Here is a 19,537-nt window from a genome sequence, read left to right as displayed (position 1 = left end):
GAGCACGCGCCAAATGAACAAACACGACTGATGAATCTCATGCCTTGCTTAGCGCTATTGGCGAGCAGGGTAAGTATTGATTTCATTCAGGAGTGCTTATGGCTCATTGTGCCCAGATCCCCTCTTTTATTTTGCATCAGGTCACCTGTCACTTTGCGACAGGAGATACCCTTTTTGGTCCGCTGAATTTATCGCTGGACTCCTCTCTTTGCGGCCTTGTCGGGCGCAACGGCGTCGGTAAAACCCGGCTTTTACGCTTGCTGGCGGGCCATGACACACCGTCGAGCGGCCACATCGAGCGCATGGTTTCCGTGAGCTACGTTGCTCAGCTGCGGGATAGGGTTTCAGAGATGACGCTGGCGGAATTGCTGGGCCTGGAGTCCATTTTCGCTGCTCTCGCTCGCCTTGATCGAGGGGAGGGACGAAGTGACGATCTTGAACGTCTTGATGGTTTTTGGGATCTCCCGGATCGTCTGGATACGGCGTTTCTTGTGGCTGGCTTAGGTACATTTTCTCCTGCACGGCCCGCCTCTTCGCTGAGCGGCGGTGAAAGAGTGAAGGCGCAGCTTTGCGGGGCATTCCTGTCCGGCGCCGATTTTCTTCTACTTGATGAACCCACCAACCATCTCGACCGTCCGGGACGCGAGTGGCTGTATCAGCAGCTTAAACAATGGCGCGGCGGGGCGCTAATTGCCAGCCATGACCGGGAGTTATTAGCGGTAATGCCGCGTATCCTTGAGCTGACGCCTGCGACTTTGCGTCGCTACGGCGGCAACTATGCGGATTATCAGCAGCAGCGTGAGCTGGAACAGCAGGCGGCTCGCTCCGCGCTGGATCATGCCGTCGCTGAACGGCGCCGTACCCGCGCGCGGATGCACAAAGAGCACGATGCCTGCCAGCGGCGTTCCGCGCAAACGTTACGCACCGTCGATACGCTAAATATCGCGTCATTCGAGCGGGTTGCCTGGAAAGGCGCAGCAAAAGAACGTCCCGGCAGCCTGCAGCGCCAGCATCGACAGCAAAATGGCGCCCTTAACAACGCGGTAGTACAGGCGCGGGAGAGAGTGGAAGAGGAGAGCCCGGTGATGTTTACGTTACCTGGCAACCGGATAGCCCCGGGAAAACAGGTGCTGGAACTGGATGCGGTGCGGTTGGCGCATACGATGTTGGCACCGCTGAGCTGGCGGATGGATGGGCCAATGCGGGTGGCGCTGCGTGGTCCCAACGGCTGCGGTAAAACCACGTTGCTGAAAACGCTGCTGGGTCTGGAGCTGCCGATCGCTGGACGCTGCCGCTTATCGGTTAACGCGGCGTATCTGGACCAGCATCTGACCCAGCTGGACCTGTCATTATCGGTTATGAAGCACCTGAACCTTGGCGATACGCCCTTAGAAGAAGGCGCGTTGCGTAGCCAGCTGGCGCAGCTACAGCTGGGGGCGGATAAAGTCGATCTGCCGCTATCGGCCCTGAGCGGAGGCGAGAGACTGAAGGCGGCGCTGGCCTGCGTACTCTGGCGGCGTGATGCCACGCAGCTTCTGCTGCTGGACGAGCCCACGAATCATCTCGATTTGGCATCCACTCAGGCGATTGAAAAAGCGCTGGCCCGGTTTCCCGGTGCGATGCTGGTGGTCTCGCATGATGAAGCTTTCTTGCAGGCGCTGAAGCTGTCCCACAGTCTGACATGGCGGGAAGATGGCTGGTGCTTTGAGAGGCTATAAAAGAAATCCGCCATTTACGATGGCGGTGACCTACGCTGCAAATAAAAAAATCCCCGCCGTATGGCAGGGACTTAGAATTTTGAGCTTTTTAAGCTTACAGGCTGGTTACGTTGCCAGCTGCCGGGCCTTTAGCGCCGCTTTCGATGGTGAAGGAAACTTTCTGACCTTCGTCCAGAGATTTGTAGCCATCGTTCTGGATAGCAGAGAAGTGTACGAACACGTCTTTAGAGCCATCGTCAGGAGTGATGAAGCCAAAGCCTTTGTCAGCGTTGAACCATTTTACGATACCAGTCATTTTACCGGACATAGTGAATTACCTTTAAAAAAATAAATGAGCCTTGCGGCGTTACGGTCTGGACTACAGATTTAAAGCGATAAAGGGAAAGTTCACTACCGGGGTATCAACGGATAACCTTTGAAGGACTGCTCTATTCGAATGCTCTGTGGTCTTTACTTCAAACCTGCGAGCATTAACGCATTTTCACGTCGTGATAGCAAACTTTTTTTTCGTTGGCTTGAAAACGGTCCTTTAGCAGGACCGCTAGCCGAAACCTATAAACGCTAAAATTATGAATCAATAAGCTGTCTTGAAAGCTGCGGATTGGCCTGTATCAGGCGCATCAGCTTAAGCTCCGTGGGCGAAGGCCGTACGCGTCTTGACTCCCACTCTTGTACCATTGCTACGCTGACGCCCATGGCGTTGGCAAAATCATCGATTTTCAGCCCGGTACCTTTGCGTAGCTGGTCAAATTCAATGCATGCGGCGGGCTTACGCGTCAGGGAGGCCGCCTGAGCCTGATCTTTAAAAATAATTTGTTCAAGGTTGCTCAGCAGTTCAAATGCAGGATCTTTATATTCCATTGAGGACTCCTCTCTTTCATACGGCGGAGGGTGAATTATGTAGAGCCTCTTAAGAATAGTCGGAAAAAAAGCCCAGGAATGATTACCCTGATAATTATTTATCACCAGAGGTTCTTCAGGTCCGTTGCAGACGCTATAAGGTGCTGAAAAGTAATAGAGAGAGCAGTTAAGCAAATTATTGTAAACAGGTCAGAAGAAAAGCAGAAATGGCCAGCGCGCGCCCGCTGGCCGGTGTATTACGCCTTTTGCAGCTTCTCCACTTCGCCTGGCGCAGCCGCAGGTTGCCGCTGACCCAGCTTATATTTCACCAGCAGGGCGATGGCCGACAGAAATGCCGGGATAGCCAGCAGGGAGAAAATTGTTTCGAAAGAGAGCTGGGCCTGCATCAGGAATGCGCCGCTAAACGCCCCGAGAATGCCGCCAAAGCGGCCAATACCCAGCATCCAGGCCACGCCGGTTGCGCGTCCCTGAGTGGGATAGAAGCCGGCAGCCAGCGCCGGCATCGACGATTGCGCGCCGTTCATAATGCTGCCGGCGATAAATACCATAATCCCCATCAGCAGCAGGTTATGGGTTGAGAAACCGACCAGACAAACAAAGACCCCCGTCAGCAGCCAGCCTACCGCCACGACTTTGTTTGGATTGAGCTTATCCATCAGCGCGCCGAGAATGAGTACGCCAATGCCGCCACCCAGCGGGAACAGCGCGGTGATAATGGAGGCCTGGCTCATCGTCGCCCCGGTTTCGCGGATGAGCAGCGGCAGCCAGCTGGTCAGTAAATAGAAGATCAGCAGGCCCATAAAGTAGGTCAGGCAAAGCATCACGGTGCCGACGGCGTAGCGCGGAGAAAAAATCACGCCGATGGACGATTTCTCTTTTACCTGGCCCGCTTCGCGTAGCTCAAATTCCGCCTGCTCAGGAACAGGTGCGATGCGGCGCAGGATCGCGGCGATACGCTGCGCAGGCTGGCGTTTGACCACCATATAGCGCGCGGATTCCGGTAGAAAAAAGATCAAAACGACCGCCAGCAGCAGCGGCATTACGCCACCGAGCACCAGCACGCTTTGCCAGCCGTAATGGGGGATCATCCAGGCGGAGAGAAAACCGCCCAGCGAGGAGCCCATTGGAAAGCCAACGAACATCAGATTGACCATTAGCGCTCTGCGGCGCTCAGGGGCATATTCGCTCATCAGCGTCGCGGCGTTCGGCATGGCGGCACCCAGCCCAAGGCCGGTGAGAAAACGCAACAGCGTTAGCTGATTAAGGCTGGTAGCAAAGGCGGTCAGCAGGCTGAAGCCGCCGAAAACCACAATGGACAAAATCAGAACTTTTTTGCGCCCAACGCGATCGGCGAGCGGTCCGGCGGTCAGCGCGCCGACGGCGAGCCCGACTAAGGCGGCGCTCATCACCGGGCCTAACGCCGATTTTTCGACGCCCCATTCCTGTACCAGGTCAGAGGCGATAAAGCCGATTATCGCGGTATCGAATCCGTCCATCGCGACGGTGATAAAACATAAGGCCAGAATCATCCACTGGTATTTCGTGAAGGGATGTTCATTGATAAAAGCCTGAATATCGATGGTTGTTTTCTTCATGCGGCATTCCTGGCAGGCAGAGCGGGGGACAGAGATATACCCGTCATACTTCAAGTTGCCTGTGCGTTGGCTTCGCTCGTTCACCCCAGTCACTTACACCAGTAAGCGCCTGGGACTCTCTCACTTGCCGCGTTACGCGGCTTAAGGCCTCGCCCCTTACGGTGCCAGCGCAAGCGCTGTTCAAAACGGTTAACCGCTTTGTCCCGCAACTCGAATTACTTGGGGTATCGATTATTGTTATCTCCCTCGCGGTCGTTGATGTTGTTTGTGCGATTATCGAACAAAGAGCCGTTAATCGCTCATTTAATAAAATCATCGAACGGCGGTTCAGGCAATGCAGGCGAAAAGGGAAGCGTGCGATTATCGTCCACTTTGCGACGTGGGCAGAAAAGAGAATAGATTAATAATAGTAAAATCAAATATTTAAATGTTTCGGTCGAATGCCGGATGATAGCGGTAATTGTGATGAACTTAACAGCCGACGCGACTGGCCGCTAAAACGCTAAAAAGCCGGCTTTCAGGGAGGAAGATTGTGAGGAAAAGGTATCCTGCAAGGCCGACCTGGACTATCCTTGTCAGCGTCTGGCACGTGTGTGTCTGTTTGCGCTTTTTTTGGCTGAAAGGAGTAAAAAAATGGCGACAGGAAAGTCCTGCTCTCGCTGGTTTGCGGCTATTGCGGCCCTGTTAATGGTGGTTAGCCTGAGTGGGTGTTTTGATAAAGAAGGCGATCAGCGCAAAGCGTTCATCGATTTCCTGCAAAATACGGCAATGCGTAGCGGCGAACGTCTGCCGACGCTGACCGCCGATCAGAAAAAACAGTTTGGGCCTTTCGTTTCCGATTATGCGGTGATTTATGGCTATTCACAGCAGGTAAGCCAGGCGATGGATGCGGGTTTGCGTCCGGTGGTGGATAGCGTAAACGCGATCCGCGTACCGCAGGATTATGTCACCCAGCGCGAGCCGCTGCGTCAGGCAAACGGCGCCCTCGGCGTACTGAGCCAGCAGCTGGAGAATGCAAAAATGCAGGCGGATGCCGCTCACGGCGCGCTGAAGCAGGGGGACGATCTCAAGCCGGTCTTCGACCAGGTGTATAATAAAGTCGTGACCGCGCCGGCGAATGCGCTACAGCCGCTTATTCCGGCCGCTCAGGTCTTTACCCAGCAGCTGGTGCAGGTAGGCGATTTTATTGCTCAGCAAGAATCCCAGGTTAGCTTTGCGGCGAACGGTATTCAGTTCCCGACTTCGCAGCAGGCCAGCCAGTACAATACGCTGATTGGGCCGCTGGCCGCTCAGCACCAGGCCTTCAACCAGGCGTGGACGGCAGCTGTTAACGCGACTCGTTAATGGCTCTGATAGCCCGGGCAAGGCTTCACCTTCGCCCGGGTTTTCTTTTTCCCCTTCTCACTTCACCTGCGGATTCACGCAGTTCTTTTCCACTTTACCGTTCAGAGCATTAATCAGGTTATCCACCGCGCAGGCCGCCATGTTATAGCGGGTTTCATGCGTTGCGGAGCCAATATGCGGCACGGCAACAACGTTCGGCATAGTCAGCAGCGGGGAGTCTTTCGCCAGCGGCTCTTGTTCGAAAACGTCCAGTCCGGCGGCGTGAATAACCCCTTCCTGCAGCGCGGCAATCAGCGCCTTTTCGTCCACTACCGGGCCGCGCCCGGCGTTAATAAAGATGGCGCTGGACTTCATTTTGGCGAACTGTTCTTTGCCGAACAGATGATAAGTCTCGTCGGTCAGCGGTAGGATCAGGCAGACAAAATCCGCTTCCTGCAGCAGGGTATCGAGATCGCAATAGCGGGCGTTAAAGCGCTCTTCCGCCTGCGGGTGCTGGCGGCGGGCATTGTAGAGAATCGGCATACCGAAGCCCGCGTGGGCGCGCTGGGCGAGCGCCATTCCGATACGCCCCATACCCACGATGCCGAGGGTTTTATGATGCACATCGTTGCCAAACCAGTCCGGACCGATGCTTTTGGTCCACTCCCCGGCCTTCACGCGGTTGGCCACCTCAACCACCCGACGCGCGGTGCTCAGTACCAGGGCCATTACGGTATCTGCGACGGTTTCGGTCAGCACGGTCGGGGTGTGCATCAGCAGCACCTTACGCGCATTCAGCGCTTCGACGTCGAAGTTATCGTAACCGACGGAAATGGTCGAGGTCGCACGAAGCTTGGGCATTTTCTCCAGTAACGCGGTATCGACTTTTTCGCTGGAACCCAGCAGGCCAACCGCTTCAGCGAACGCGTCGGCGTGCTGCGAAACGGTCTCCGGACGCAGGTTTTTCACCTGAGTGACGGTAAAGTGTTGTTCCAGACGCTGTTGCAGGTCGTCGGGAAGCGTTTTGTAGAGAATAACTGACGGCTTCATGCGGTTCTCCGTTGCGTTAAGGTTTCAGGCGTGACGTGCGCCAAGCGGAAGTTTTTGATTATTAGCAGGCTTAACAATCAAAGTAAGCCATACCGAGACGAAAAGCGCCACTCCCATGAAAATGTACGAGGCTGCGGGGCTGCCGGTTGTGCCGTTCAGGTAACCGACAAACCATGAACCGAAGAACGAACCCAGCGCGCCCATGCTGTTAATCAGCGCCATGGCGCCGCCGGCGACGTTGCGCGGCAGCATCTCAGGAATGATGGCGAAGAACGGCCCGTAGGGGGCGTACATCGCCGCGCCGGCAATCACCAGCAGGGTGTACGAGATCCAGAAATGGTTGGCGCCAACGGCCCAGGAACCAATAAAGGCGAAGGCGGCAATCAGCAGCAGCGGCCAGACGAACAGCTTGCGGTTCTGCATTTTATCAGAGGCCCAGGAGACTACGATCATCGCGATGGTCGCCGCCAGATAGGGAACCGAGGAGAGCCAGCCGACTTCGACCATGCCCATATTCTCGCCGCCGCTGCGGATAATGGACGGCAGCCACAGAACGAAACCGTAAACCCCGATGCTCCAGGCGAAATACTGCATGCACAGCAGGATAACATTGCGCGAGCGGAAGGCTTCGCCGTAGTTGCGCACCGGTTTGATTCCCTGCTGTTCACGCTCCAGCTGCTCCTGTAACGCGGCTTTTTCACTTTCCGCCAGCCAGTTGACCTGCGACGGTTTATCTTTTACCAGCACCCACCAGCAGAAGGCCCAAATTACCGCCGGAACCCCTTCAATAATAAACATTTCCCGCCAGCCGAAAGCCTGGATGAGATAGCCGGATACGACCGACATCCACAGCACCGTCACCGGGTTACCGAGGATCAGGAAGGTATTGGCGCGGGAGCGTTCAGATTTCGTAAACCAGTTGCTGATGTAAATCAGCATCGCCGGCATGACCGCAGCCTCGACAACGCCAAGGATAAAGCGAATCGCCGCCAGCGCGGGGATATTGTGCACCATCCCGGTCAGCGAGGCGCAGGCACCCCACAGGATCAGACAGATAAAAATCAGTTTACGTACGCTGCGGCGTTCGGCGTAAATCGCGCCGGGGATCTGAAAGAAGAAGTAGCCGAGGAAGAACAGCGCTCCCAGCAGGGAGGAGATACCTTTGGTGATCCCCAGGTCTTCGGTAATACCGGCCGCCGAAGCGAAGCTGAAGTTAGCGCGGTCGAGGTATGCCAGGCTATACGTGATAAACACGATAGGCATGATGTACCACCAGCGTTTTGTTGCATTCGTTGAACTATTCATAGGTTTGCCTCTGTAATTGAGGTGACGCTCATCATAGAAAAGATCCGTTACGCCGCGCTGCATGTAGGGTACAGAACGGCCTGACGTTGTGCTGAATCTGTTTACTCGTCCAGCGCCTCGCGCGTGGGTAAGCCTTCGCTATCGCCCTGAACCTGTATGGCCAGGGAGCCAATTTTATTTCCACGTTTTACCGCCTGCTGCAGCGGTTTTCCTTCCAACAGGGCGCTGATGACCCCGACGGCAAAACCATCGCCCGCGCCGACGGTATCGACGACGTTATCCACTTTTATTGCCGCGACGGCCCCCTGTTCGCCGTCGGCGGTTTTATACCAGGCGCCATCGGTTCCGGTTTTAATGATGACCGCGCGAACACCGTGGCGGAGATAAAAGTCCGCAATAGCTTCCGGCGTTTGCTGGCCGGTCAGAATCATGCCTTCTTTTAAACCCGGCAGAACCCAGTCGGCCTGGAAGGCGAGCTGGTTAAGCTTCCCCACCATTTCGGCTTCGCTTTTCCACAGCACAGGCCGCAGATTGGGGTCGAACGAAATGGTTTTTCCCTGCGCCTTCATGGTGCGTGCCGCGCGGTACAGCAGGGCGTATGAACTTTCCGACAGCGCGGCGGCCACGCCGCTTAAGTGCAGGTGGCGGGCGCTGGCGAAGTACGATTCGTTAAAGTCGTCTGGCGAAAGATGGCTGGCGGCGGATCCTTTACGGAAGTATTCCACGATGGGATCGGTTCCATTTTCAACTTTAGATTTCAGCTGAAAGCCGGTAGCGTAGCGGCTATCGGTGCTCACGCCGCAGGCGTCGATCCCCTCCTTCGCCAGCGTATTGAGGACGAAGCGGCCAAAGCTGTCCGCGCCAACGCGGCTTACCCAGCCGACGCTTAAGCCGAGGCGGGCCAGCCCGGTCGCGACGTTCAGCTCCGCGCCCGCCACGCGCTTCATAAAGTGTTCTACATCGGCCAGCTCGCCGGTTTCGGTGGCGACAAACATCGCCATAGCTTCGCCTATCGTGATGACATCTAATGGTTTTTGCATAACTTAATCCTCACGTAACAGCTTGACGTAGCGGCGGGTCACGGCCGTCAGGTCATGGCCAGTCAGCGGAAATTCGATCCCCCGCGGGGCATCGGCGGGCAGGTTGTTGAGCAGCGCCAGCCAGCGTGCGGAGGCCTCATCCGGCGGCACGGCGCGAAACTGCGAATGGTGCGGCTCAGCCGCCTTAACATGAATATAGCTAACGGCCGGGGCCAGGTGGCGAGCAGCCTCTTCCGGCGAGTCGCCGACCCATAGCCAGTTGCCCATATCAAAGGTGAGGGTGATCGGCAGCTGATTAACCCGGCAGGCGGCTTTGAAGCGCTGCATCGGCGCCAGCTGGCCGCAGTCGGTTTGGTCGTTTTCCACCACCAGCGCCATCCCGCTCTCCTGCAGAATTTCGCGCAGAGCTTCGAGGTCATCGTGGTGGCTAAAGTGGCCCAGCGAGAGCTTCAGCCACAGCGCGTTGAGCGTTTGCGCTTCCTGCAAAAAGTCGCTAAGACGCGGGTTGAGCGAGCCGTCTGCGGCAAACAGGGCTTCCGGCGCGGAATAGCAGACCAGCAGGCCGCGCCGCTCAATGTCGGCCGCTAATTCCGCCAGGCGGGACAGTTCATCGGGGGTGAACAGTTCGCGGCGGATCTCTACGCCATCGGCGCCGGAACCGGCGATAAACGGCAGGACGGCGGACTGCCCGCCCAGTGCTTTAACGTGGTCATTCCCGTACGCGGCGGTAACGACAATAATCTTTCTGGCCATCCCAATACTCCCGACGATTATCTGATGCGTTGCTTATTACGCTAAATGGTATCGGTTCCAAAGCAAAGGCCAGCATGTCTGATTTATGATCGCCATCACGAAGGATCGCTAGCGGGAGGTTGAGCCTCTGACGATCAGCTCTCCGGAAAATACCCTTTCGCAGACCGGGTCGGTGCTGCCTTCAATCCGGCGCACCACCTGCTCGACGGCGGCGAAGCCAATCTGCCAGGTCGGCTGTTTGAGCGTAGTAATCCCCACGCCCGCCAGCTCGGCCCACTCCAGTTCATCGAAGCCCAGCAGGCCGATATCGCTGCCCCAAATCAGGCCTACGCGTTTCAGGGAGCGTGCCACCTGCAGCGTCAGCGCGCCGTTGGCGGAAATTACCGCCTTACGCATGCCGCGATGGTGGGAGTGGAAATGACGCAGGACGTTATCCAGCATCGCGCCATCGTTCAACGGCACTTCGGCGTTTTCCGCGACGATGCCGGTATGGCGCTGGAGCGTCTGGCGAAACGCGCTCAGGCGCTCGCGACGGGTATTGACTGAGCCAAGGGGCTCGCTGAGGAACAACAGCGCTTCGAAGCCTTTCTCCACCAGATGTTCGGTGGCCGTGGTGGCGGCCTGGGTATTATCGAGGCCGACGACATCGCAGGCGAATTCCGGAATCTTGCGGTCGATAAGCACCATCGGCAGCGCCGACTGCTGCAGGCGGTTAAGGCCATCCTCGCGCATCCCGACGGCGTTGACCACAATCCCCTCGACCTGGTAGCTGCGCAGCAGGTCGAGATAGTGCAGTTCCTGATCCAGCTCGTTGTTGGTATTACATACCAGTAGGGTGAATCCCTTTTCACGACAGGCCGCTTCAATACCGCTGAGCACGTTGACGGAGTAGGGATTGGTAATATCGGCGATGATCAGGCCGATCAGTCGGGTGCGGCCATGCTTCAGGCCGCGGGCCATCAGGCTGGGACGATAGTCGAGCTCGGCAATGGCTTTTTCAATGCGTCCCAGCAAATCGTCGGAAAGCAGGTGCTTCTCGCCGTTCAGATAGCGTGAAATGCTGGTTTTGCCGGTCTTTGCGGCTTTCGCCACATCGCTAATGGTTGCTCGCGCCGCTTTCGCCATGGTGGCTTCCTTTGCTGAAATCTGCACACACCTTAACGCGAAAATCCGCTATATCAAGCATTTTGCCCGGCGATTCGCCGGGCAAAGGGGGAGGTTACTGCAGCGGGCTGAGGGTAATTTCCACGCGGCGGTTCTGCGCTTTCCCTTCCGCCGTGCTGTTGCTGGCGATGGGGTTCGCCGGACCCATGCCAGTCGTGCGGATGCGACTGGCCGCTACGCCCTGGGTGATAAGCGCGCTGGCGACGCTCTCCGCGCGCTGCTGAGAAAGACGCATATTCAGATCCTGGCTACCGGTACTGTCGGTATAGCCAACTACGTTAACCGCGGTTTTCTCATACTCTTTGAGCACCATTGCCACCCCGGTCAGGGTATTGGCGCCTGCCGGTTTGAGATTGGCGCTGCTGCTGTCGAAGGTCACATTGTTTGGCATATTCAGTACGATATTGTCACCGTTGCGCGTCACGCTTACGCCGGTTCCCTGCATTTTGTCGCGCAGCTTCGCTTCCTGCACGTCCATGTAGTAACCGATGCCGCCGCCCAGCGCTGCACCGGCCGCTGCGCCAATCAGCGCGCCTTTGCCGCGGTCATGTTTGGAAGAGGAGAGCACGCCGACGCCTGCGCCGACCAATGAACCAATGCCCGCGCCGATCCCGGATTTACCTGCTTCGCGTTCGCCAGTGTAGGGGTTGGTGGTACAGCCAGAAATGACCAGTGCGCCGCTAACGATAGCCGCAATCATGAGTACGCGTTTTTTCATCTTAATTCCTTAATCCTTTTTATTCTTTGCCACAGCGACCGTGACGGTTGATTATGACGCCCGAAGCCGGAGAAAATTCCGCAGAGAGCATCTCAATTTGTAAATAACATTGAACGGCTGAATAACTTGTCGTCACTACACCTGCTATCGCTGACCAGGAGCCCGTTTTGCCAACTTCATCTGCCACCAAAACTATTCTGACCGCCGCCCACTGGGGACCCATACTGGTCGAAACCGATGGTGAAAACGTCATCTCGTCGCGCGGAGCGCTTGATACGCCTTTCGCCAACTCCCTGCAAACTGCCGTGCGCGATCAGGTACACAGCAAAACTCGGGTACGTTACCCGATGGTGCGTAAGGGATTTCTCGCCTCGCCAGAAAGCCCACAAGGCGTGCGCGGGCAGGACGAGTTTGTGCGGGTGAGCTGGGAGCAGGCGCTGGATCTGATTCACGCTCAGCATCGACGCATTCGCGACAGCTATGGCCCGAGCGCCATCTTCGCGGGTTCCTACGGCTGGCGTTCTAACGGCGTGCTGCACAAAGCGGCGACGCTGCTCCAGCGCTATATGAGCCTGGCGGGCGGTTATACCGGGCATCTGGGCGATTATTCCACCGGCGCGGCGCAGGCGATCATGCCGTACGTGGTTGGCGGTAATGAGGTTTATCAGCAGCAGACCAGCTGGCCAATGGTGCTGGAACATAGCGATGTGGTGGTGCTGTGGAGCGCTAACCCATTAAATACGCTAAAAATTGCCTGGAACGCTTCCGATGAACAGGGCATCCCGTGGTTCGATCGTCTGCGTCAGAGCGGGAAGCGGGTGATCTGCATCGATCCAATGCGATCGGAAACGGCGGAATTCTTTGGCGACGCGGCGGAGTGGATCGCCCCGCATATGGGCACCGACGTGGCGCTGATGCTCGGTATCGCCCATACGCTGGTGGAAAACGGCTGGCAGGATGAGGCGTTTTTGGCCCGCTGCACCAGCGGCTATGACGTTTTCGCCCGCTATCTGACCGGGGAGAGCGACGGAACGGCCAAAACGGCGGAATGGGCGGCGGCGATCTGCGGCATTAGCGCGGAGAAAATTCGCGAACTGGCACAACTTTTCCACGAAAACACCACCATGTTAATGTCCGGCTGGGGAATGCAGCGCCAGCAGTTTGGCGAACAAAAGCACTGGATGCTGGTGACCCTTGCCGCCATGCTCGGCCAGATTGGCACCGAGGGCGGAGGCTTTGGCCTCTCCTATCACTTTGCCAACGGCGGCAACCCTACGCGCCGCGCGGCGGTGCTGGCCTCAATGCAGGGCAGCGTGGCGGGCGGTACCGATGCAGTGGAAAAAATCCCGGTCGCGCGCATCGTTGAAGCGCTGGAAAACCCCGGGGCGTCTTATCAACATAACGGTATGGAACGCCGCTTCCCGGATATCCGCTTTATCTGGTGGGCGGGCGGCGCCAACTTTACCCATCATCAGGATACCAATCGCCTGATCCGCGCCTGGCAAAAGCCGGAGCTGGTGGTGATTTCCGAATGTTTCTGGACCGCGGCGGCGCGCCATGCCGATATCGTCCTGCCTGCGACAACCTCATTTGAACGCAACGATATGACGATGACCGGCGATTACAGTAACCAGCATCTGGTGCCGATGAAGCGGGTGGTCGCGCCGCGCGATGAAGCGCGCGATGATTTCGAGGTCTTCGCCGATCTCAGCGAGCGCTGGGAAGCGGGCGGGCGGGAGCGCTTCACTGAGGGTAAAAACGATCTGCAGTGGCTGGAGACGTTTTACCAGATTGCCGCCCAGCGCGGGGCGGCGCAGCAGGTTTCCCTGCCGCCGTTCGCCCAGTTCTGGCAGGACAATCAGTTGATTGAAATGCCGGAAAATCCTGAAAACGCGCGTTTCGCCCGCTTTGCCGCCTTCAGGGCCGATCCGCTGGCGAATCCGCTGAAAACCGCCAGCGGAAAAATTGAAATTCACTCGCCGACCATCGCCGGGTTTGCTTATGCGGATTGCCCGCCGCATCCTATGTGGCTGGAGCCGGACGAGTGGCACGGCAATGCGCAGGCAGGCCAGCTTCAGGTGCTTTCCGCGCATCCGGCGCATCGCCTTCATAGCCAGCTCAACCAGACGTCGCTGCGCGAACGGTACGCGGTGGCGGGCCGTGAACCGTTAACCCTTCATCCGCAGGATGCGCAGGCGCGCAATATTGCCGATGGCGATCTGGTGCGGGTATGGAATTCACGCGGTCAGGTGCTGGCCGGCGCAGTGGTAACCGAGGGTATCCGTCCGGGGGTTATCTGCCTGCATGAAGGGGCGTGGCCGGATCTCGACGCTCAGGCGGGTATCTGCAAAAATGGTGCGGTAAACGTGCTCACCAAAGATATTCCCACCTCGCGGCTGGGCAACGGCTGCGCCGGAAATACGGCGCTGGCCTGGCTGGAAAAATATACCGGACCCGAGCTTACGCTGACGGCATTTGATCCGCCGACCAATGCATAATCCAGGTTGGATGCTGGGTTTCATCCTGCCATGCGCAGTCTTCAATGCGGAAGCCTTGCGCATGGTAGAAATTTACCGCCTGAACGTTTTTCTGATATACCTCGAGGCTGAGCCAGCCGTAGTGTTTTTTGACTTCGCTGATTAGCGCGCTGCCGATACCCTGTCTGACGGCGTCCGGCGCAACGAACAGCGCGCCGATGAAGCGGGATTCCATTACGCTGATAAAGCCCTTCAGCATGCCATCCTGTTCCCATACCCAGGTTTGGGCGGCGGGCAGATAAACGTCGCGCACTATCGCCAGGCTATCATGCCAGTAGCTTTCGGCGATAAACGGGTGCGCGTGGATCGTACTTTCCAGCCACAGCTCAAGCAGCGGGCCGGTTTCGCTAGCGTCCCAGTGGCGAATCATCCTGGCCTCCTGTGCGACAGAAACAGCCGGTGACGTGGTCATTGACCAGACCGCAGGCCTGCATAAAGGAGTAGCAGATAGTGGAGCCGACAAACTTAAAGCCGCGTTTTTTCAGCGCTTTCGATAGCGCGTCAGAAGCGGGGGTGGTTGTCGGGATCTCCGCCAGCGTGGCGGCGGTCGTCACCTGCGGTTGATTGTCGACGAACGACCAGACGAAATCTGCGAAAGGTTCGCCATTTTCTTCCATTGCCAGGAAGGCGCGAGCGTTGCCGATGATGGCCTGGATTTTACCGCGGTGGCGAATAATACCGGCGTCGAGAAGCAGACGTTCAATATCTTCTTCACCCATAGCGGCGACGCGAACCGGGTCAAACTGGTGAAAAGCGTTGCGGTAGTTTTCACGCTTTTTCAGCACGGTGATCCACGATAGTCCGGCCTGCTGGCCCTCAAGGCAAATCATCTCAAACAGTTTACGGGGATTCTTTTCCGCAACGCCCCACTCGCTATCGTGATACTCAATGTATAAAGGATCCTGACTGACCCATCCGCAACGTTGCATCTGCCTCTCCCTTTTGTCATAAAAATCAGTCGTTCAACTTGACGGCTGAAAGATAAAGATAATAGTTAATACAGGGTTATTATTCCCACAGCAGGAATAGGGCACCCCATAAAAAAACACAGCAACTTTGCCGTTTCGGCTCTTTTTGGAGTCGCATTAATGATAATAAAGAAATGCAATGGCCTCCGGGGATTCCTGGTCCCGGCGTGCGTATCCGTCTGGGCGTCGTGTGTTGCCGGTGCGAATGCCTGGCAACAGGAATATATCGCTATCGATACAAAAAGTAATACAGCGGAACGCTATACATGGGACAGCGATCACCAACCGCGCTATGAAGATATTCTCGCGGAGCGGATAAATGCGGCCGACGATCCTTCAGGACTGGCATTTAATAAGGCAGTCTCCCCGGCAGATAGCGCCCGCGGGATGAGCGTCGGCTGGAATTTCTCTCTGCTCGAGGGCATGACGTCCGGTCCGGTAGCCAGTTTACATACCGATTTGACTTCGCCGCTGCTTAGCCGAAATGCCGCCGGAGCCGGCTATGTGAATACGCTGGGCTGGCGGGTCGATTACCAGAAATTATGGGGCGTACATCCGTGGGCGCAGGTGAGCTATAACCAGGGATTAACGACGGATTCTGGCGGGCCGAATCGCGCGCAGGATGGCGCCTGGCGGGACGTGACCTTTGGCGCGGATATGTCGCTTAACCCCCATATAGCCGCCTGGGCGGCGCTATCGCAGGCGGATAATGTGCCCTCCGGGGAAAACTATCTCTATTTAATGGGCGTGAGCGCCAATTTTTAATTTATTTGTATCATGTTTTATTTAATTTATTAACGTATCAGTTACAGTAGTGACGCATCTTGCAGCGATAGTGGACACTAACTTTGCAGTAAATATTTAAGGCGTGAATGTTTTGCAATGTCATTCATTCCGTCTTTTATGCATTTCATTCCGCAGTAGCGGCAGCTCATGCCTTTTTTCCCCAGGCTTACAGGGGACTTCGTTATGGTGGCGGCAGTTAATTATTCAGGACAACTGCTATGAACGCTGCAAACCGTCAATACACCCGCTGGCTCACGCTGCTCGGCACTATCATTACGCAATTTGCGCTGGGATCGGTTTATACATGGAGTTTGTTCAATAGTTCCCTTTCCGCCAAGCTGAACGAACCGGTAAGCCAGGTGGCATTCTCATTTGGCCTGCTAAGCCTTGGTCTGGCGCTCTCCTCATCCGTGGCGGGTAAATTACAGGAACGTTTTGGCGTCAAACGCGTCACCATGGCGTCAGGCGTTCTGCTGGGCCTCGGTTTCTTCCTTACCGCTCATTCAAACAGCCTGATGATGCTGTGGCTGAGCGCGGGCCTGCTGGTGGGGCTGGCGGATGGCGCCGGCTATCTGCTCACGCTGTCAAACTGCGTCAAATGGTTCCCGGAACGTAAGGGGCTGATCTCCGCCTTTTCCATCGGTTCTTATGGGCTTGGCAGCCTGGGCTTTAAATTTATTGATTCCCATCTGCTGGCGACGGTCGGCCTTGAGAAAACCTTTATTATCTGGGGCGCTATCGTGCTGGTGATGATTGTGTTCGGCGCGACGCTGATGAAAGACGCACCGAACCATACCGCTACCGCCAACAACGGCGTCGTCGAAAACGACTTCACCCTTGCCGAATCGATGCGTAAACCACAGTACTGGATGCTGGCGGTAATGTTCCTGACCGCCTGCATGAGCGGCCTGTACGTGATTGGCGTGGCGAAAGATATTGCCCAGGGGATGGTGCACCTTGATGTGGCGACGGCAGCTAACGCGGTCACGGTGATCTCTATCGCTAACCTTAGCGGTCGCCTGGTGCTGGGGATCCTGTCTGATAAAATGTCCCGTATTCGAGTGATTACCATCGGGCAGGTTGTTTCGCTTATCGGTATGGCGGCGCTGCTGTTCGCTCCGCTGAACGCCACCACTTTCTTCGCCGCCATTGCCTGCGTGGCCTTTAACTTCGGCGGTACGATTACCGTCTTCCCGTCGCTGGTCAGCGAATTCTTTGGTCTCAATAACCTGGCGAAAAATTACGGCGTGATTTATCTCGGCTTTGGTATCGGCAGCATTTGCGGTTCCCTGATTGCGTCCCTGTTCGGCGGTTTCTACGTGACCTTCTGCGTCATCTTTGCGCTGCTGATTCTCTCCCTGGCGCTATCGACCACCATCCGCCAGCCGAAAAGTGAGATTTATCACGAAGCGCATGCCTGAAGCCGGGCGTTATCGTGGTCTCGATGATTAATCACCTAAGCTAATAGTGCCAATCCAACCAAATGTTTTGTAAATGTTTGGTTGGATCACATTCCCTCCTGATACTTTTCCCTTCCGCTGTGGTCTACTTAGCGCGCATTGTAGAGGTTTCTTATAACCAAGCTAAACGCACTTTATTAACCTGCTTACTTATATTGCTTAAGTCGGGCGGTTTTATCTCTTCGTTTTCCAGGTTTTTTGCATGAAATACATTAAAACGATGACGCAGCTGAAGCTCAGTATCTGGCTGGCGCTGTACATCGGCTGGTTTATGAACGCTGCCGTACTCTTCCGCCGCTTCGAAGGGTACGCTCAGGAATTTACCATCTGGAAAGGACTCTCAGGGGCAGTGGAACTGGTCGGGACTTTCCTGGTCACCTTCTTTCTGCTGCGTATTTTGTCGCTGTTCGGACGCCGGGTCTGGCGTATCCTCGCGACTATCGTCGTTCTATTCTCCGCAGCCGCCAGCTATTACATGACCTTCCTGAACGTGGTGATCGGCTACGGGATTATCGCCTCGGTGATGACCACCGACATCGACTTATCCAGAGAGGTGATCGGCTGGCACCTGATCCTCTGGCTGGTGCTGATGAGCGCGCTGCCGCTGCTGCTTATCTGGAGCAACCGCTGCCGCTTCACGCTGCTGCGGCAAATTCGTACCCCTGGCCAGCGGATGAAGAATATTACGATCGTATTGCTGGCGGGATTGATGGTCTGGGGGCCAATCCGTTTGCTGGAGGTCCGTCAGAAGAACTTCGAGCGGAGCTCAGAGGTCGATCTGCCAAGCTACGGCGGCGTAGTGGCTAACTCCTACCTGCCGTCAAACTGGCTTTCGGCGCTGGGGCTGTACGCGTGGGCGCAGGTTGATGAGTCATCGGATACTAAATCCCTGATTAATCCGGCGAAAAAATTTACCTACGTGGCGCCCGAAGGGCTCGACGATACCTACGTGGTGTTTATCATCGGCGAAACCACCCGCTGGGATCATATGGGGATTCTGGGCTATAGCCGTAATACCACGCCTAAGCTGGCGCAGGAGAAAAACCTGGTCGCTTTTCGCGGATACTCCTGCGATACCGCGACTAAGCTGTCCCTGCGCTGTATGTTCGTCCGTCAGGGCGGGGCGGATGATAATCCGCAGCGGACGCTGAAAGAGCAGAACGTTTTTGCCGTTCTGCATCAGCTTGGCTTTACCGGCGACCTGTATGCCATGCAGAGCGAGATGTGGTTCTACAGCAACACGATGGCGAACAATATCGCCTATCGCGAGCAGATTGGCGCGGAGCCGAGTAACCGCGGCAAGAGCGTTGACGATATGCTGCTGGTGGACGAAATGAAGCGCGGTCTGGCGAAGAATCCCAATGGTAAGCATCTGATTATTCTGCATACCAAAGGGTCGCACTTTAACTATACCCAGCGCTATCCGCGCAGTTTTGCGCAGTGGCAGCCGGAGTGCGTTGGCGTCGATAATAAGTGTTCGAAGGCTGAGCTGATTAACTCGTATGATAACAGCGTGACCTATGTCGATCACTTTATTGTCAGCGTGCTGGATCAGCTGCGGGATAAGAAAGCGATTGTTTTCTATGCCGCCGACCACGGCGAGTCCATTAATGAGCGCGAGCACCTGCACGGTACGCCTCGCAAGATGGCGCCGCCGGAGCAGTTCCGCGTGCCGATGATGGTATGGATGTCGGATAAGTATTTGGCGTCTCCCGATCATGCCGCCTCTTTTGCTCGCCTGAAGCAGCAGGCAGCCATGAAGGTGCCGCGCCGCCACGTAGAGCTGTATGACACCATTATGGGCTGTCTTGGCTATACTTCGCCGGATGGCGGGATTAACCAATATAACAACTGGTGCCACGTTCCTGACGCTGCGGCGAAAAAGCCGTAGCGGAGTGGCGAGTTTCTCGCCGCTTGAGCGACTTTTTCATAATAAGGCATTGACGGGTGTGTATCGCAGCAGTAAGATGCGCCCGCATTCGGTGATTGGCGCAGCCTGGTAGCGCACTTCGTTCGGGACGAAGGGGTCGGAGGTTCGAATCCTCTATCACCGACCAAATTCAAAAGCCTGCTCAACGAGCAGGCTTTTTTGCATCTGTAGTTTGTGAGGATGAGAACCTCCGGGGGAAGAGGTTCGACTCGAGCGGAGCGAGAGAACGTTGCGTCAGCAACGGCCCGTAGGGCGAGCCACGTAGTGGCGAGTTATCCTCTATCACCGACCAAATTCAAAAGCCTGCTCAACGAGCAGGCTTTTTTGCA

General features: G+C 56.3%; 17 protein-coding genes, 1 tRNA gene and 1 other RNA gene. 8 read left to right on the top strand and 11 right to left on the bottom strand.

From position 1 onward, the window contains the following. The first annotated feature begins 98 nt into the window (after positions 1-98). On the top strand, positions 99-1,718 hold the full coding sequence (locus tag ABLV12_RS10895) for an ATP-binding cassette domain-containing protein (protein ID WP_348867036.1): 1,620 nt from the start codon (positions 99-101) through the stop codon (positions 1,716-1,718). A 94-nt stretch (positions 1,719-1,812) separates the two neighbouring features. On the opposite strand, the gene cspA is transcribed toward ABLV12_RS10895, so the two are convergent. From cspA to ABLV12_RS10880, 3 genes are all read right to left on the bottom strand, one after another. Then, a complete protein-coding gene (gene cspA, locus ABLV12_RS10890; RefSeq protein WP_000014594.1) occupies positions 1,813-2,025 on the bottom strand; it encodes an RNA chaperone/antiterminator CspA in 213 nt (70 codons plus the stop codon). A gap of 260 nt (positions 2,026-2,285) precedes the next feature. After that, complete coding sequence (locus ABLV12_RS10885) at positions 2,286-2,579, bottom strand: HTH-type transcriptional regulator (protein WP_004106774.1); 294 nt, start codon at positions 2,577-2,579, stop codon at positions 2,286-2,288. A gap of 236 nt (positions 2,580-2,815) precedes the next feature. Continuing rightward, entirely contained in the window at positions 2,816-4,174 is a 1,359-nt protein-coding gene (locus tag ABLV12_RS10880; RefSeq protein ID WP_004106772.1) for an MFS transporter, read from the bottom strand. A gap of 633 nt (positions 4,175-4,807) precedes the next feature. On the opposite strand from ABLV12_RS10880, the gene ABLV12_RS10875 reads away from it, so the two are divergent. Beyond that, positions 4,808-5,518: a DUF3053 domain-containing protein gene (locus ABLV12_RS10875; protein ID WP_004106769.1), complete on the top strand. Its 711-nt coding sequence runs from the start codon at positions 4,808-4,810 to the stop codon at positions 5,516-5,518. 57 nt (positions 5,519-5,575) lie between these two features. Here the strand turns inward: ABLV12_RS10875 and ghrB are convergent, their stop codons facing one another. The 6 genes from ghrB to ABLV12_RS10845 form a co-directional block, all read right to left on the bottom strand. Further along, positions 5,576-6,547, bottom strand: a complete 972-nt coding sequence (ghrB, locus tag ABLV12_RS10870) for a glyoxylate/hydroxypyruvate reductase GhrB (protein WP_049591475.1) — start codon at positions 6,545-6,547, stop codon at positions 5,576-5,578. A 24-nt stretch (positions 6,548-6,571) separates the two neighbouring features. After that, positions 6,572-7,852: an MFS transporter gene (locus ABLV12_RS10865; protein ID WP_004106766.1), complete on the bottom strand. Its 1,281-nt coding sequence runs from the start codon at positions 7,850-7,852 to the stop codon at positions 6,572-6,574. A 101-nt stretch (positions 7,853-7,953) separates the two neighbouring features. Next, positions 7,954-8,892 carry a sugar kinase gene (locus ABLV12_RS10860; protein WP_348867035.1) on the bottom strand — a complete coding sequence of 313 codons (939 nt, stop codon included), beginning with the start codon at positions 8,890-8,892 and terminating at the stop codon, positions 7,954-7,956. A 3-nt stretch (positions 8,893-8,895) separates the two neighbouring features. Further along, positions 8,896-9,645 carry a sugar phosphate isomerase/epimerase gene (locus tag ABLV12_RS10855; RefSeq protein ID WP_016807725.1) on the bottom strand — a complete coding sequence of 250 codons (750 nt, stop codon included), beginning with the start codon at positions 9,643-9,645 and terminating at the stop codon, positions 8,896-8,898. A gap of 108 nt (positions 9,646-9,753) precedes the next feature. Next, positions 9,754-10,770, bottom strand: a complete 1,017-nt coding sequence (locus ABLV12_RS10850; RefSeq protein WP_004106759.1) for a LacI family DNA-binding transcriptional regulator — start codon at positions 10,768-10,770, stop codon at positions 9,754-9,756. 94 nt (positions 10,771-10,864) lie between these two features. Next, positions 10,865-11,527 carry an OmpA family lipoprotein gene (locus ABLV12_RS10845; protein ID WP_004106757.1) on the bottom strand — a complete coding sequence of 221 codons (663 nt, stop codon included), beginning with the start codon at positions 11,525-11,527 and terminating at the stop codon, positions 10,865-10,867. A gap of 167 nt (positions 11,528-11,694) precedes the next feature. On the opposite strand from ABLV12_RS10845, the gene ABLV12_RS10840 reads away from it, so the two are divergent. Then, complete coding sequence (locus tag ABLV12_RS10840) at positions 11,695-14,025, top strand: molybdopterin guanine dinucleotide-containing S/N-oxide reductase (RefSeq protein ID WP_200784386.1); 2,331 nt, start codon at positions 11,695-11,697, stop codon at positions 14,023-14,025. Here ABLV12_RS10840 and ABLV12_RS10835 read toward each other — a convergent pair. Together ABLV12_RS10835 and tag are read right to left on the bottom strand one after the other, a co-directional pair. Further along, on the bottom strand, positions 13,988-14,434 hold the full coding sequence (locus tag ABLV12_RS10835; RefSeq protein ID WP_004106753.1) for an N-acetyltransferase: 447 nt from the start codon (positions 14,432-14,434) through the stop codon (positions 13,988-13,990). The two genes, ABLV12_RS10840 and ABLV12_RS10835, sit on opposite strands and share 38 nt — an antisense overlap. Next, positions 14,412-14,993: a DNA-3-methyladenine glycosylase I gene (tag, locus tag ABLV12_RS10830; protein WP_004106751.1), complete on the bottom strand. Its 582-nt coding sequence runs from the start codon at positions 14,991-14,993 to the stop codon at positions 14,412-14,414. Before tag ends, ABLV12_RS10835 begins: the two co-directional genes overlap by 23 nt. Positions 14,994-15,152: 159 nt before the next feature. Here tag and ABLV12_RS10825 point away from each other — a divergent pair, with 159 nt between their 5' ends. The 5 genes from ABLV12_RS10825 (at position 15,153) to ABLV12_RS10805 (ending at position 19,500) form a co-directional block, all read left to right on the top strand. Next, entirely contained in the window at positions 15,153-15,797 is a 645-nt protein-coding gene (locus ABLV12_RS10825; protein ID WP_004116310.1) for a hypothetical protein, read from the top strand. A 239-nt stretch (positions 15,798-16,036) separates the two neighbouring features. Beyond that, positions 16,037-17,239: an MFS transporter gene (locus ABLV12_RS10820; RefSeq protein WP_004116308.1), complete on the top strand. Its 1,203-nt coding sequence runs from the start codon at positions 16,037-16,039 to the stop codon at positions 17,237-17,239. Positions 17,240-17,480: 241 nt separating this feature from the next. After that, positions 17,481-19,169, top strand: coding sequence for a kdo(2)-lipid A phosphoethanolamine 7''-transferase (eptB, locus tag ABLV12_RS10815; protein ID WP_004116305.1), 1,689 nt, complete (start codon positions 17,481-17,483; stop codon positions 19,167-19,169). An 89-nt stretch (positions 19,170-19,258) separates the two neighbouring features. Beyond that, positions 19,259-19,335: transfer RNA gene (locus ABLV12_RS10810), tRNA-Pro, on the top strand. Positions 19,336-19,368: 33 nt separating this feature from the next. After that, positions 19,369-19,500: non-coding RNA, RtT sRNA (locus ABLV12_RS10805), on the top strand. Positions 19,501-19,537 lie beyond the last annotated feature (37 nt).

The sequence above is a fragment of the Klebsiella sp. CN_Kp100 genome, from assembly GCF_040065315.1.
GTDB lineage: Bacteria > Pseudomonadota > Gammaproteobacteria > Enterobacterales > Enterobacteriaceae > Klebsiella > Klebsiella oxytoca.
The sequence above is the reverse complement of the archived record's forward strand: the minus strand, read 5'-3'. Positions and strand labels throughout refer to the sequence as shown.